Origin of the sequence: Pseudarthrobacter equi (assembly GCF_900105535.1) — a bacterium.
Classification (GTDB): domain Bacteria; phylum Actinomycetota; class Actinomycetes; order Actinomycetales; family Micrococcaceae; genus Arthrobacter; species Arthrobacter equi.
In genome coordinates this window covers 3185832-3201009 of record NZ_LT629779.1, presented here as the reverse complement: position 1 = coordinate 3201009, position 15178 = coordinate 3185832, and the positions used below count along the sequence as shown (strand labels likewise).

8 protein-coding genes are annotated in these 15178 nt (G+C 67.9%); 6 read left to right on the top strand and 2 right to left on the bottom strand.

The features are described 5' to 3' along the window. Positions 1-47 precede the first annotated feature (47 nt). A complete protein-coding gene (locus BLT71_RS14435) occupies positions 48-3266 on the top strand; it encodes an ATP-dependent helicase (protein WP_091724049.1) in 3219 nt (1072 codons plus the stop codon). Then, positions 3263-6766 (top strand): ATP-dependent helicase, encoded by a 3504-nt coding sequence (locus BLT71_RS14430; RefSeq protein ID WP_091721535.1) that lies wholly within the window; start codon positions 3263-3265, stop codon positions 6764-6766. Before BLT71_RS14435 ends, BLT71_RS14430 begins: the two co-directional genes overlap by 4 nt. Positions 6767-6796: 30 nt before the next feature. Here the strand turns inward: BLT71_RS14430 and BLT71_RS14425 are convergent, their stop codons facing one another. Then, positions 6797-8137 (bottom strand): macrolide 2'-phosphotransferase, encoded by a 1341-nt coding sequence (locus tag BLT71_RS14425; protein WP_091721532.1) that lies wholly within the window; start codon positions 8135-8137, stop codon positions 6797-6799. Positions 8138-8270: 133 nt separating this feature from the next. On the opposite strand from BLT71_RS14425, the gene nudC reads away from it, so the two are divergent. The 3 genes from nudC to BLT71_RS14410 all read left to right on the top strand — a co-directional run bounded on the left by nudC (position 8271) and on the right by BLT71_RS14410 (position 12180). Further along, on the top strand, positions 8271-9329 hold the full coding sequence (gene nudC / locus BLT71_RS14420) for an NAD(+) diphosphatase (protein ID WP_091721530.1): 1059 nt from the start codon (positions 8271-8273) through the stop codon (positions 9327-9329). A 65-nt stretch (positions 9330-9394) separates the two neighbouring features. Then, on the top strand, positions 9395-11548 hold the full coding sequence (locus tag BLT71_RS14415) for an ATP-dependent DNA helicase UvrD2 (protein ID WP_091721527.1): 2154 nt from the start codon (positions 9395-9397) through the stop codon (positions 11546-11548). Then, positions 11545-12180 (top strand): M48 metallopeptidase family protein, encoded by a 636-nt coding sequence (locus BLT71_RS14410; RefSeq protein ID WP_091721524.1) that lies wholly within the window; start codon positions 11545-11547, stop codon positions 12178-12180. Before BLT71_RS14415 ends, BLT71_RS14410 begins: the two co-directional genes overlap by 4 nt. Positions 12181-12210: 30 nt before the next feature. Here BLT71_RS14410 and BLT71_RS14405 read toward each other — a convergent pair whose 3' ends face one another. After that, positions 12211-13722 carry a zinc-dependent metalloprotease gene (locus BLT71_RS14405; RefSeq protein ID WP_091721523.1) on the bottom strand — a complete coding sequence of 504 codons (1512 nt, stop codon included), beginning with the start codon at positions 13720-13722 and terminating at the stop codon, positions 12211-12213. 135 nt (positions 13723-13857) lie between these two features. Between BLT71_RS14405 and BLT71_RS14400 the strand changes: the two genes are divergently transcribed. Continuing rightward, entirely contained in the window at positions 13858-15048 is a 1191-nt protein-coding gene (locus BLT71_RS14400; protein WP_231994302.1) for a YlbL family protein, read from the top strand. Positions 15049-15178: the final 130 nt, after the last annotated feature.

The following is a 15178-nucleotide window of genomic DNA, read 5'->3' as shown; positions in this document are numbered from 1 at the left end:
GCGGCGGGGCGGGCGGGGAAGCTCCTGGCGGCCGCGCTGCGCAGGGTATGCTCTCCGGCTCCGGCCCCCTCAGGCTGCTTCCTCCGAGCCAGTCCCATGCCCAACGGCCCGCACTGACCCCGGACCAGCAAGCCGCCGTCGACGTCGCGGCCGGTTCCGGGCCTGTGCTGGTTCCGGGAGCTCCCGGAACCGGCAAGACCACCGTCCTTGTCGAGGCCGCCGTAGAACGGGTCCACCGAGACGGCCTTGACCCTGCAGGGATCCTGATCCTCGCCCCAACACGGCTGGCGGCGGACCACCTCCGCGACCGCTTCACCGCCCGTCTGGACAGAAGCCTTAGCACCACTCCCGCGCGGACCTGGGCCTCCTACGCATTCGACCTCATCAGGAGGGCCAAGGCTGAAGGCATCATCCCCCTTTCCAGGCCGCCGCGGCTCCTCTCGGGTCCGGAACAGGACCTGATTATCAAGGAGCTGCTGGAAGGGCACCGGCTGCCCGGGCTGGAACTGCCCTGGCCCGCCGACCTTTCGGGTGCCCTGGAGACCCGCGGGTTCCGGCAGGAAGTCCGCCAGCTGTTCGACCGCATCATCGAGTCCGGCCGGACACCCGCCGACCTGGTGGAGCTGGGCAGGGCGTGTGGCAGGCAGGACTGGATCGCGGCGGCCGCCCTCTACAGCGAATACAGGGATGTGCTGGACCTGCGCATGCCGGAGGCCTTCGATCCGGCCGGCATCATCACCGCTGCCCGGCAGATCTTCCAGGACGCCCCGGAATTCCTCGCCGCGGAGCGGCAACGGCTGCAGCTGATCCTGGTGGATGACATCCAGGAAGCCAACCCTGCGGTCTTCGAACTGTTGGCAGACATCGCCGCCGGCAAGGACTGCCTGGTCACCTCGTCTCCGGACACCGTGGTCCAGGGGTTCCGCGGCGCCCGGCCCGATCTTGTGGCCGAGTTGCCCCGGCTGCTGTCGCCGGAGGCCCTGGTGCTCGAAAGGCCACTATGGCACGCCCACCGCCAGGCTCCCGCTGTCGCGGAAGCTTGGCTTGGTGTGGCAGGCCGCATCTCCCAGCGGGCCGGCGGCCAGCTTTCGCGCCGCCTGGAGCAAGGCTCCGCCGGCGATGATCCGGGCCGGGTTGAAGCCCATCTGGTGCCCTCGGCCGTCCACGAGTTGCGGTACGTGGCCCAGCGGATTCTCGACCAGCACATCGGTCAGGGCCGGCCCCTGACGGACATCGCAGTCATCGTTCGCAACGGCGGCCAGGTCAGCGAACTGCAGCGCTATCTGTCCGGGCAGGGCGTCCCGGTGCGGGTCCCGGTGGCTGAGTCGGCGGTGCGTGACGAAGTGGCCGTCCGCCCCCTCCTGGACGCCTATGCCATCGCCCTGGACCCCTCGCTCCTGACACCCGAAGCGGCGGTATCGCTCCTGACGTCCAGGATCGGTGGAGCCACCCCCCTTGAACTCCGGCGGCTCCGGCAATCGCTTCGGCGCGAGGAGCTGACGGGCGGGGGCGGCCGCGGCAGCGACTCCCTGCTGGTCGAGGCGCTCCTGGAACCAGGGGCACTGGGGAGCCTGGGGATTGAAGGCCGTGCCGCCCGCCGGACTGCCCGGATGATCCAGTCCGGCAAGGAAGCGGCAGGCCAGCCGGGGGCCAACGCCGAGTCTGTGCTGTGGGCCCTGTGGAGCGCCACCGGACTTTCCGCGGCCTGGACGGAAACCGCACTGGCCGGGGGACCGCACGGCGCCCGGGCGGACCGGGACCTGGACGCGATGATGGCCCTGTTCCACACGGCAGAGCGCTACGTGGACCAGATGCCCGGCGCCGGCCCGGAACAGTTTCTGGAATATCTCCTGAACCAGGAGCTGCCCATGGACACTCTCGCCGCCCGTGCCCAGGTGGACGACGCCGTCGAACTCATGACCCCGGCCAGCGCCGCGGGACGCCAATGGCCAGTAGTCCTCATCGCAGGCCTGCAGGAAGGGGTGTGGCCCAATACCAGGCTCCGGGGGGAGCTCCTGGGCAGCACACTCTACGCTGACGCTGTTGAGCACGGGACGGCCTACGCCCTGCAGCGCGACCCGCTCAGCCGGCTGCGCGATATCCGGTATGACGAACTCCGCAGCTTTTCCACTGCCGTCTCCCGTGCGGAGGAACTGCTGATCTGCACTGCTGTGGCCTCCGAGGACGACCAGCCGTCGTCGTTCCTGGACTACGCGGCACCGTTGGCTCCGGGTGGGGATGCACGGAGCTTCACGGCAGTTGAACGGCCCATGACGCTGCGTGCCCTCGTCGCGGAGCTTCGCCAGCACGCACAGCTTGAGGGCGCCCAGGCGCAGGAGGCGGCGAAGGTCCTGGCAGGCCTCGCGGCCGCCGAGCCTCCGGTCGCGGGCGCCCATCCGGACAGCTGGTGGGGGATTCAGCCGCTCACATCCGCCGACGCCGTGGTGCCGCCGGGCGGCACGGTGTTTGTCTCCCCCTCAAAGGTCGAATCCGTGCAGAAATCACCGTTGGACTGGTTCGTCCAGGCAGCCGGCGGCGAAGCGGCGACGGACTTTGCCCGCAGCCTCGGCACACTGGTCCACGCCATCGCCCAGGACATGCCTGACGCGTCCGGCCACGAATACGTTGCAGAGCTTGCCCGGCGCTGGCCGCAGCTGGGAATGAAAGACAACTGGGAGGGCAGGCTCGACCACCAGAGGGCCGAGGCCATGGTGCGGAAGCTCGCCCAATACGTGCTGGCGATGCGCGGCAGCGGACGCAGCCTGCTCGGCGTGGAACAGGACTTTGACGTTGCCCTGGGAGAAGTGTTGCTCGATGACGCATCTCCGCGGGAAGCAGTGCTCCGCGGCCAGGTGGACCGGCTCGAAATCGACAGCGAGGGAAGACTGGTCATCGTCGATCTGAAAACAGGGAAACGGCAGCCGGGGAAGACTGAATTGGCCAGCCACCCGCAGCTGGGCGCCTACCAGGCCGCCGTCCTCGCGGGCGGTTTCGGCGATGGCAGCGACACCAGGCAGGTGCTTCCCGGCGGGGCGGTCCTTGCCCAGCTGGGTACAACGGCGAAGTCGCCCGCTGTCCAGGAACAGGAGCCGCTGGACCCGCAGGACAACTGGGCGCTCGACATGGTCAAGGAGGCCGCAGCCGTCATGGGAGGCAACACGTTTGAGGCCAGGCATGACCCCGGTAAGGGAAGCTTTGGCGGACACGGCTGCAGGCTCCCTGAGGTCTGCCCGCTCTGTGCCCGCGGACGGCAGGTGACCGAATGAGCCAGGATGTGCAGGTGCCCCTCGACGGCCGGCCAACCGCCGAACCTGCTGACGCCGAATTCCCGCCGCCCGTGCGCTTCAGCCCTGAGGAACTTTCGGTCCTGCTGGGTGAGAAGAACGTTCCCACCGAGGAGCAGTCGGCAATTATCTCCTCGCCTCTGACGCCGCGTCTGGTCATTGCAGGGGCAGGTTCGGGCAAGACCGCCACCATGGCGGACCGTGTGGTGTGGCTGGTGGCCAACGGCTGGGTCCGGCCCGAGGAAGTCCTCGGCGTGACATTTACCCGGAAAGCCGCCGGCGAACTCGCGTCGCGGATCAGGGCCAAACTCGTGGCGTTGCAGCGGGTGGCGTCCCGGGGCACCGGCGCACCCCTGTTTCCGGCCGGGATGATCAGCAGTGACGCCCTTGAGCCCAAGGTCTCCACCTACCATTCCTTCGCCAGCGGCGTCGTGTCGGACTACGGGCTTCGGCTCGGCGTCGAGCGGGACGTGGTGCTCCTGGGCGGGGCGCAGGCGTGGCAACTCGCCACCGAAGTCGTCGAGGCGTACGACGGCGAGTACGGCCACTTCCGCGCGGCCAAGTCCACCCTCGTGAAGGCCGTCGTCCAGCTGGCCGGCGAATGTGCCGAACACCTGCAGGAGCCCGAGGAGGTGGAGGCCTGGCTGATGGCCCGGCTTGCCGACTATGAGGCGCTGCCGTACCTCGCCGAGAAGCAGAAAAATCCGCCGCAGGCAGCCGCGGACATCGCACGCATGCTGAGGACGCGGGCCAGCGTGGCGGACATGGTGGGCCGCTACACGGATGCCAAACGCGCCAGGGGAGCGCTGGACTTCGGGGACCTGGTTTCCCTGGCCGCCCGGGTGGCCCGCGATGTTCCCCTCGCGGCACACATGGAGCGGCAGCGGTACAAGGTGGTGCTGCTTGATGAATTCCAGGACACCTCCTATGCCCAGCTGGTCCTGTTCTCGCGCCTGTTCGGCGGCGGTCACGCCGTCACGGCGGTGGGCGATCCCAATCAATCCATCTACGGATTCCGGGGCGCCTCGGCAGGGCAGCTGTTCCACTTCGTCCGCGAGTTCCCGGTCCGCGCCGGCCCGGCGGAAGGCCCCGCCCAGTGGGAGCCGGCCCCCACGTCGTACCTGACAACGGCCTGGCGGAACGGCAAGTCGATCCTGGCCGCCGCCAATGTCATGTCTGAATCCCTGGCCAAGGCAGAAGCGCAGCGCGGACCGGCCGGCGGGGGAGCCACAGCCGCGGCCAGCGTGCCGCCGCTGCAGCCCAGTCCGTTCGCAGTGGAGGGCAGGGTGGTCCTGGGGCGCTTCGCCAGCGACGCTGAAGAGGCCGCTGCGCTCGCGGACGATGTCCTGAAGTACCGGGTCACTGACTTTGAAACCAATGCGGACGGATCGTCGGTGGCCCCGGCGCTCGCCGTCCTGTGCCGGCGCCGTGCCCAGATGGAAACGATCCGCCGGCAGTTTGAGGCACGCGGCATTGCCTACGAAATTGTAGGGCTCGGCGGGCTCTTGGATACCCCGGAAGTGGTGGATCTGGTGGCCACCCTCAGGGTCCTGGCCGACCCCGGCAGGTCCGATGCTTTGATGCGCCTGCTGGCTGGTGCCCGCTGGCGGATTGGACCGGCAGACCTGATGGCGCTGCGCGACTGGTCCAGCCACCTGGCCCGCCGGCGCGGGCAGCTTTCAACAAGTCCGGAGGGTGATGAACCCGGGGACGACGACGGAACGGTCCCGGAGTCTGACCTGACCGACGGCGCCAGCCTGGTCGAAGCCCTTGACTGGCTGCCCCGCGAGGGCTGGACCTCCTCCGCCGGGCGGTCCCTGACGGAGGTTGCCCGCGGGAGGCTCCAGCGTCTGTCCGTCGAGCTGCGCCAGCTTCGTGGCTACCTTGGCGATGACCTCACCACCCTGCTGGGCGAAGTTGAACGGGCCATGCTCCTCGACATCGAAGTTGCGGCCGTGCCCGGTGTCAGCATCCACCAGGCCCGGCGGAACCTCGACGCCTTCCAGGACGCTGCTGCCGGGTTCCTGCGCACGTCCCACAGGGTGGACATCCTCGCGTTCCTTTCGTGGCTCGAGGCAGCAGCTGCTGAGGAAAACGGCCTCGAGGCCCCGCCCGGGGACGTGAACCGGGAAGCCGTCCAGCTCCTGACGGTTCACGCCTCCAAGGGGCTGGAATGGGATGCGGTGTTCGTTCCGGGGCTGAACGCCGGGGCTTTCCCCACCGACAAGGATTCACGCTGGAGCAGCGGAACCGCTGCGCTTCCGTGGCCGCTTCGCGGGGACCGGTCCGACCTCCCGCAATGGGACCTGGACCAGCCGGACCAGAAGGGCTGGATCGATGCCGAAAAAGACTTCAAGGCAGCCGTGCAGGTACACGGTGAATCGGAGGAACGCAGGCTTGCCTACGTGGCCTATACCCGGGCAAAACATGTCCTGTGGGTGTCCAGCGCTGCCTGGGTAGGCTCGCGGTCGGGCCGGAGCACCATGTCCCCCTTCCTTGCCGAACTGGAAACCTTGGCGGTGCCGGCGGCCGGATCACTGGCCCGTGCAAGCGTGCATCCCCTGTCACTCGATGAAGAAGCCCTGCCGGAAAACAGCCCTCTGACGCTGGAAACGGAAGTGGCGGGCTGGCCTTACGATCCCCTGGAAGGACCAATTGATCCCCGTTCGGGAGAACGGCTCCGTCTCTCCGGAGGGCGCAGGGCACCCATGGAAGCCGCCGCAGCGAGGGTGCTGGCCGAACTGGAAAAAGGGCCCGCCAATCTCCTGGCCCAGCAGGACCCGGCCAAAAACCCCGGATTGGCCGGCCCGGCAGCCGGCTGGGCCCGGGAAGCTGCGTTGCTGCTGCAACGCCGTTCACGCCGGTCCCAGGGACAGGACGTCCACCTGCCAACCCACATCTCTGCTTCCACCCTGGTTGACCTGGAGGAGGATCCGGCGGCCGTGCTGGCCAGGCTCCGCCGGCCCGTACCAAGAGAACCTGGCATGTCCGCCCGCAAGGGGACAGCCTTCCACGCATGGGTGGAGGACTACTTCGGCTCCGCGGGAATGCTCGACCTCGGCGAGGCCCCAGGGTCTGATGACCACATTGATGCCGCTTACGACCTCGACGCCATGGTGGCAACTTTCCGGTCTTCGGAATGGGCCGACCGGGCGCCTGCCTACGTGGAAGTTCCGGTGGAAACCCGGGTGGGCGACGTGGTGGTGCGTGGTCGGATCGATGCTGTGTTCCGCGACGCCGACGGACGCTGGGATCTGGTCGACTGGAAGACGGGGCGAAGGCCGTCGGGCGCGCGGCTCAAGACGCGGGCCGTACAGCTTGCTGTCTACCGGCTTGCCTGGGCGCGGCTCATGGACGTTCCAGTTGAATCGGTACGGGCAGCGTTCTTCTACGTGGGAGACAACGAGGTAGTCCGGCCCCACGATCTCGGGACAGCAGCAGAACTTGAAGGGATCGTTGCCGCGGCTGTTGCCAACCAGTAACCGTTCGCTGCCGGGCTCGGCAGCGAACGGTTACTGGCCGGGGTTGGTTTTGATGACGGAAAGGGCCGCAGTGGAGGTATCGTCTCCTGCTCTGCCGGCGCCCTGGTCCGCGTCGGCCGGGGAAGCCGTGTCGCTGCCGTGCTCCGTGGCCGGCACGCCCTCGCCCTTTGCTGCTGCGGCAGGCGCCTCAGGAATCCTGGTCACGTGAACTGCTGCTTGCGCCGGCAACGGAATGGCGGAAACTGAGGGCTGGACCGGCACCGGAACAACCGTCACGGCGGGCATTCCCGCCGCCGGGCCGCCGTCGAGCGCTTCCTGCGTGGAAGAACCCGCGTGGGACTGGCCCTCCGGGGACTGGGTGTCCGATGCGGTGCCGGCGCCCGAACCTGCCGGCGCCACGTCGGCCGTCTGCCCTGGCTGGATTGGCGGCTGGGGTTCGACACTGATGGGTTGGCCTCCGTGCTCCGCGATGTCAGCGGCCAGCGTTTCAAGCATGCCCTCTGCTTCGGCCACCATTTCGGCGTCCCCCGCGGCGATGCCCTTGACCAGGTACTGGGCGAGGGCAAACTCCGCAGACAGGGCTGCCCGGCGCAGCAGGTGCGCGTCCGGGGTGTCGCGGCGGCTGGCGGTGTAGCCAGCCAGGACTGCGTCAACAAAGTCCTGTTCGTTGGAGGCCACCAGCCATGCGAAATCGTCGGCGGGGTCGCCGATCCGCAGATCGGTCCATCCCGTGACTGCCGTGACGCGCTGGCCCTCCACCAGGAGGTTGTCCTCGTGCAGGTCGCCGTGCACCACGCAGGGATTGAAGCGCCAGAGCGACACGTCTTCCATGGCGTGTTCCCAGCGCAGCAGCAGCGCCGAAGGAATTTTGCCGGTGGTGGCCGCCTGGTCCAGCTCATTAAGGCGCCGCTGGCGGAACTCATTGGGGGTGTAGCTGGGCAGGTCGGCGTTGCTGACCAGCGACCTCGGAAGGTCATGGATGGCTGCCAGGGCAGCGCCGATCTCCCGGGCCAGCGGAGCCGGGCCGGCGGTGAGGTCCTCAACGCTGCGGGTGCTGCCGGCCAGGTGCGAGTAGACGAAGGTGCTCAGGGTTCCCAGCCGGACGCTGCCAGCCACCGTGGGCATGAGGAACGGCAGTTCAGCCCGGATGGCAGGAGCGAAGGCACGAAGGACGAGGAATTCCGTTTCCAGCCGGGCGCTGGCTTCCGCATGGCGGGGTGACCTGACGCGCCAGCGTTTGCCTTCGGAGTCAAGGAGCAGCGCCGAGTCGAAGTCCGCGGGATCATCCGGAGCGGAGCTAACTGCCGTCGGGGTCAGTCCGGGGACTGCTGCGGTTGCAACGGCTGCCAGTTCAATCGGTTTTCTTCTCACCGTCCCACGGTAGATTGCCCGCCGTCCAAGACGCCGGTCCGGTAGCGGCGAGTCTCCAGATACGTGCAAAACAGGGGGATACCCAACGGGGCCAAAATGTTCAAATGTCAGTCCCAGTCAGTACGGTGGAGTCATGAGCCACGCGGAGTCTGCCACGCCCGTCCACCAGGAAACGCCCGCCCAAGGGCAACCAGCCATCATGCCGGACGGGCCGGGACTCCTGGCTGCCAACCATCTTCGCGACACCCTGCTTCCGGTGCGGCCCGCCCTGGTGGACAGGGGCTCCACGGAACGGATGAAGGCAGGAATGGTGGAAGAGCTCCTGGCCGCTCCGGACACCCTGGCGGTTGTGTTGGCAGGCAGGCAAGGGCTGGTGAGCGGGGGCAGCCTGCTCCTTTCCAACGCCCGCTCCCTGCACGCGGAGCTGGCGGCGGCGGGTACCGTTCCGGAGCTGATGGTTTACCTGGGTTCCGCGTTGCCGGCGGCCGATCTTCCCACGGGGACGGAACTGCTGCTGTTCGTGCTGCCCGCCCCGGTCGAGCCGGGAACGGCAGGCGTTCCCGAAGAGGCTTCATGGGCCGGGTTCCGTGATGTGGCCGCCGGCCTGGGTCCCACGGCGACAGCGCTCTTTGTGGAGGCGAGTGCCATTGCCAACTGGCACGCCGGCCATACGCACTGTCCGCGGTGCGGCACGCCCACTGAAGTGCAGGCCGGAGGCTGGGTGCGGCGTTGCCCCGCGGATTCGTCCGAGCACTATCCGCGGACAGATCCTGCCATCATCGTGACGGTGGTGGGCCCGGATGGCCGCCTGCTCCTGGGCGGCGGGGGGCCGGCCGACGCAAAAAACTTCTCCACCCTGGCCGGCTTCGTCGAACCCGGGGAGTCGCTGGAACAAGCCGTGGTCAGGGAGCTGTTCGAGGAGGTGGGTGTCCGCGTGAAAGCCTGCCAGTACTTGGGCTCGCAGTCGTGGCCTTTCCCCGCCTCCCTTATGCTTGGATTTACCGCCGTCACCGATGACGCCGTGGCAACGCCCGACGGCGTGGAGGTCACCAGGGCGCGCTGGTTCAGCCGGGAGGAACTCCAGGACGCCGTGCTCAGCGGCGAGATCACCATTTCCAGCAGGCTCTCCATCGCCCGGGCACTCATTGAACACTGGTACGGCGGCCGGATCCGGGACCTCGCCGACGTCTGAGATCCATATTCACAAGACTGGCGCGGCAGTCGAACAAAGCAGCAACGGGACACAGAGCAATAGACGTGACTACAGACAACTTCACCGGAGCCCTTTCGCAGGACGGTACTGCCTCACTGGAGGACCGCATCCTGGGCGGGCTGGACGCCGAACAGCGCGAGGTGGCCAGCACCCTGAACGGACCCTTGTGCGTCCTGGCAGGTGCCGGAACCGGAAAAACCCGGGCCATCACCCACCGCATCGCCTATGGGGTCCACTCCGGCGTCTACACACCGCAGCGGCTCCTGGCCGTGACTTTCACGGCGCGGGCCGCGGCGGAGATGCGAAGCCGGCTCCGGGACCTTGGGGCAGGCAACGTGCAGGCCCGGACGTTCCATGCGGCGGCGCTGCGCCAGCTGCAGTTCTTCTGGCCGCAGGCCGTTGGCGGCACGCTGCCGAACCTCCTGGAGCACAAGGCACAGACCCTGGCGGAGGCTGCCCGCCGGCTGCGGCTCAGCACTGACAGGGCTTCCATCCGCGACCTCGCCTCGGAAATCGAGTGGGCCAAGGTTTCCATGCTGACCCCGGCCAACTACCTGGAAAACGCCCAGGACAGGGGCGCCCCGGGCGGCTTCGACCTCACCGCCGTGGCCCGCGTCTTCCAGTCCTACGAGGACGTGAAGACAGACCGCAACGTCATCGACTTCGAGGACGTCCTCCTCATCACCGTGGGGATACTGCAGGAGGACGAGAAAGTGGCTGCCACCGTCCGGGAGCAGTACCGTCACTTCGTGGTGGACGAGTACCAGGACGTTTCGCCCCTGCAGCAGCGGCTGCTGGAGCTTTGGCTCGGTGGCCGGGACGAACTCTGCGTGGTGGGCGACGCAAGCCAGACCATCTACTCCTTCACCGGCGCCTCGCCCCGGCACCTCCTGGATTTCAAGGCCCGGTACCCGCAGGCCAACGTGGTCAAGCTGATCCGCGATTACCGGTCCACACCCCAGGTGGTGAAGCTGGCAAACGACCTGCTGGGCGGACGTCGCAGCGGTGGTCCGGCAGCGGATGCCGCGTGGGCCGCGCCCCTGCAACTGGTGGCGCAGCGTCCCGCCGGCCCGGTGCCCACCTTTACCGAGTGCACCGACGACGAAGCCGAGGCGGCCACCGTCGCCCAAAAGATCAAGGCACTGCTCGACGCCGGCACCCCGGCAAGCGAAGTTGCCATCCTTTTCCGCACCAACGGGCAGTCCGAGGCCTACGAGCAGGCACTGGCCGCCGCCGGCATCGGCTACCAGCTCCGCGGCGGCGAGAGGTTCTTTGCCCGCAAGGAAGTACGGGACGCCATCCTCCAGCTGCGTGCCGCCACCAGGGCGGTGAGTGAAGAGGGAGCCAGCGAACCGCTCGGGCAGTTGGTCCGGGACATCGTCTCCTCCCTTGGGTATACGGACTCCGCCCCGCACAGCGGCGGTGCACTGCGGGAACGGTGGGAGTCCCTGGCGGCACTGGTGGCCCTCGCCGATGAGCTGGTCCAGGTCCGTGGACCGGAGTTCGGACTGGCGGACTTCGTCAACGAACTCCAGGAACGTTCGCTCGCCCAGCACGCCCCCACAGTGCAGGGCGTCACCCTGGCGTCCCTGCACGCCGCAAAAGGCCTGGAATGGGACGCGGTGTTCCTGGTGGGCCTCAGTGAAGGCCTGATGCCCATCTCCTTCGCCGATTCCCCGGAATCGGTGGATGAAGAGCGCCGGCTTTTGTACGTCGGCATCACCCGTGCGCGGGAGAACCTTTCCCTGTCCTGGAGTACGGCGCGGACGCCGGGCGGCCGGGCAAACCGGAAACCGTCCAGGTTCCTTGACGGACTCCGTCCCAATTCCGTGGCCACGTCCAGCACCCGCGGGAAGGGCCCGGCTCCACGGCGGAAGGCTGCCGCCCCGGCAGTGTGCAGGGTCTGCGGCAGCATGCTGTCCTCCGGCGCGGAGCGCAAGGTGGGACGGTGCAATGCGTGCCCGCCCAGCTACGAGGAACAGACGTTCGAAGCCCTGCGGACCTGGCGCCGTGAAGTGGCACTCTCTGCCGATGTGCCAGCGTTCGTGGTCTTCACCGACGCCACCCTGACCGCCATCGCCGAGGCGAGGCCGGCATCAATCGAGGACCTTGCCGGCCTGGCGGGTGTGGGTCCATCAAAGCTTGAGAAGTACGGCGAAGACGTCCTGCGGGTGCTGACCGAGAGCACCGAGCTGTGAGGTCCGGCGGGCCGCCCACACTGACCACAGCCGACGGCGCGCCGGTGGAGGTCAGGCGGTCTTCCCGCCGGACCCGTACGGTGGCTGCGTTTTGGGAGGATGGGACTGCCGTCGTCGCCATCCCTGCGCGGTTTACCTCGGCCCAGGAAACCGAGTGGGTTCGGCGCATGCTGGCAAAGTTGCAGCGGCAGGGGGAGCGGCGCAGCGCGGCGGGCAGGAAACGGCCGGCGTCCGATGCCGCCCTCGCGGCCCACGCCGCCCACCTTTCTGCCCAGTACCTGGGGGGACGGTCAGCTCCGGCTTCCGTCCGGTGGGTCAGCAACCAGAATTCACGTTGGGGCTCCGCCACCCCGGCGGAGGGCACCATCCGGCTTTCGGACAAGCTGAAGCCGATGCCCCAGTGGGTCATTGACTATGTCCTGCTGCACGAACTCGCGCACCTCCTCGTGGCCGGGCACAACGCCGCGTTCTGGAAGCTGCTCGAGGCGTACCCGGAAACGCAGCGGGCGAAAGCATTCCTTGAAGGGGTGTCCTTTGCCTCCGCGCGCGGCCTGGCCAACGGCCGCGGAGCCGGAGACGACAAAGCCGGCGCCCTGCCGGAGCCCGAGGGCTGGCCGGAGGACGCCGACTAGGTGGAATGCGCTGCCGCCGCAGCGGGAAGGTCAGGCCTTCGGCTGGGTACCTTCGCCGCCGTCGTCGGTAGTGTCGTTATCTGTGCCGTCGTTATCGGTGCTGTCGCCGCCGGAGCCGGCTGAGCCGGAACCCGCGGCTCCGTCGCCGTTCTCCGCGGCGCCAGCCGACGTTTCGTTGGCGTCGTCGGTGGCTGGGGCATCAAAACCACCACTGAGCAGCTTCTGCAGGGCATCGTCCACTTCGCTGTCGCTGGCCTCTGCCAGCTTGCGGCGGGCGCTGAAACCCTTGGGATCGTCCAGGTCCTCGGCGGTGGGCAGCAGGTCCGGGTGGTGCCAGATGGCGTCCCGGCCTTCGACGCCGCGCTCGTCCTTGAGGGCGGCCCACAGCGTGGCCGCGTCCCGGAGGCGGCGCGGCCGCAGCTCCAGCCCCACCAGGGAGGCGAAGGCATGTTCTGCCGGGCCGCCGGTTGCGCGGCGCCGCCGGACGGTTTCACGCAGCGCGGCAGCGGAGGGGAGCACATTCTCGGTGGCCGCGGCCGTCAGTTCGTCCACCCAGCCTTCCACGAGGGCCAGCGCCGTTTCGAGCTTTTCCAGGGCCTGCTCCTGCGCAGGGGTGCGCTTGGGCATGAAGACACCCTGGGAGAGGGCTTCCTGGATTCCCTCGGGGTTGCTCGGATCCAGGTCCCGGGCCAGCTCTTCGATGCGCGAGGTGTCGATGTGGATGCCGCGGGCATATGCCTCAATGGCTCCGAGGAGGTGCCCCCGCAGCCAGGGGACCTGCACGAACAGCCGGGCGTGGGCGGCCTCACGCACTGCCAGGAACAGCCGGATGTCGTTTTCCGGCAGGGACAGGCCATCCCCGAAAGCGGCAACGTTGGCCGGCAACAGGGCCATTTCCAGATCCGCAAGCGGCACGCCGATATCAGTGGAGCTGACAACGTCTGCCGAGAGTGCGCCGATGGCCTGGCCCAGTTGCATCCCGAAGATGGCGCCGCCCATGTTCTGCAGCATCGAGGAGGCGCCGCCCATCATGGACTTCATTTCCTCGGGCATCTGCTCCGTCATGGCGGAGGAGAGGGCATTGGCAATGCTGTTCGCCACGGGCTCCGTCAGCCGCTTCCAGGTTCCCAGTGTTGCCTCGACCCACTCCGCACGCGACCAGGCCCGCCCGATCAGTCCGGTGGACGGCAGGTCCGTGACCGGGTCAAGCCACAGCTCCGCCAGGCGAAGGGCCTCATCCACCTCCCGGGACTGCTGGGAGGTAACCGACGGATCGGAGCTGCTCGCGGCCACTCGCCGTGCATTGTCGTGTGCCAGCGTCCAGTTGACGGGCCCCTCGGACGGGGCACTCATCATGGCCTGGACCTGGGAGAACATCTGGGCCAGCAGGTTGGGATCGTTCGGCAGGCCGGCAGCCTTTGCGAGCTCGGCCGGATCGAAGTTTTCCATGCCCTTGCCGCCCATCAGGTTCTGCAGCATCTCGGCCAACGGATCCTTGGGGGTATCGTCGCCGTTCGAAGAATTGTGTGGGTTGGAGGTCATGATCCCGCCGATCGTCGGTGTGACTGGTGCTCAACCTTCACGGTACCCCGGCCATCCGCGGCTGTCTGCCGCACCGGCTTGACGTTCGCTGTGGGCAAAGAGCCCCCGGGTCCTGCCACCGCGTACTGTTGTTGGGTGACTACAACCCGTGGCGGGTACCCCTCCGAGGACCACGCTTCAGAGCTTCTTTCCCAGCCCCGGCAAGGGGATCACGACGGCGGAGCGGCCGGCGGCAATGACGCGGACGGCGGCGCGCCAACTGGGCCTGCGCCCCGCCGAAGCCCCAGGGTTTCAGCCATGATGCTTGCCGGTATGACGGCGCTGGGCCTGGGCATCGCCGTCGGGGTCATCCCCGTGCCGTACGTCATCGAATCCCCGGGACCCACGTATAACACCCTGGGACAGGGGCAGGGGACTCCCGTCATCAAGGTCACCGGGCATGAGTCCTACCCGGCGGCAGGCAACTTGGACCTCACCACGGTGTACGTCGACGGCGGCCCCAACAGCCCGGTCAGCATCCTCACCGCTTTCTCCGCCTGGCTTGACCGGTCCAAGTCCGTCTATCCGGTGGAGCTGATCTATCCCACGGGGACCACCAAGGAAGAAGCCGCCCAGCAGAGTTCCGTCGCCATGACCACTTCCCAGGAAAACGCCGTCGCCTCGGCCCTGAACGAACTGGACATCCCGTTCGGCCAGCAGCTAGAGGCCGCGGGACTGTCAAACGGGTCGGCTGCGGAAGGCAAGATCCAAACCGGGGACGTCCTCAAGACCATCAATGGCAAGGACATCACGTCACTGGCCGTCATCCAGGACGAGCTCGCGGCAGGCAAGGGCGCCCCCGCAGCCGTGGTGCTGGAGCGGGACGGTCAGCCGGTGACTGAGACCATCACCCCCAAGGACAACGGCGAAGGCCGGTTCATCCTCGGGGTGATGCTCAAGTACCTGTTTACGTTCCCCTTCGATGTGCATATTTCGCTGGACAAAGTGGGCGGCCCGTCGGCCGGGCTGATGTTCTCCCTGGGCATCATCGACACCATCACCCCCGGCGACCTGACCGGCGGCAAGCACATCGCCGGCACAGGCACCATTTCGCCTGACGGCACTGTTGGGGCCATTGGCGGCATCGTGCAGAAAATGCAGGGCGCCCGCGCCGGGGGAGCCACCCTGTTCCTGGCACCCGCGGAAAACTGCGGGGAAGTGGTGGGGCACATCCCGGACGGGCTCCAGGTGGTCAAGGTGGACAAGCTCGCGGAGGCAAGGTCCGCCGTCGAACGTGCCGGCAGCGGCCAGGACACAACGGGCCTGCCCACCTGCGGAAACAACTAGACTGGGCGCATCTAGACTCGACAGGAACTAAGCCTTACCGCCACTCGTGGCAAAGGTGACGGACAATTCCAGCTGCAGGCCGGGGGAGTACGTCACTCGCACGCACGCTTCGAATATCTGACGACCAGCT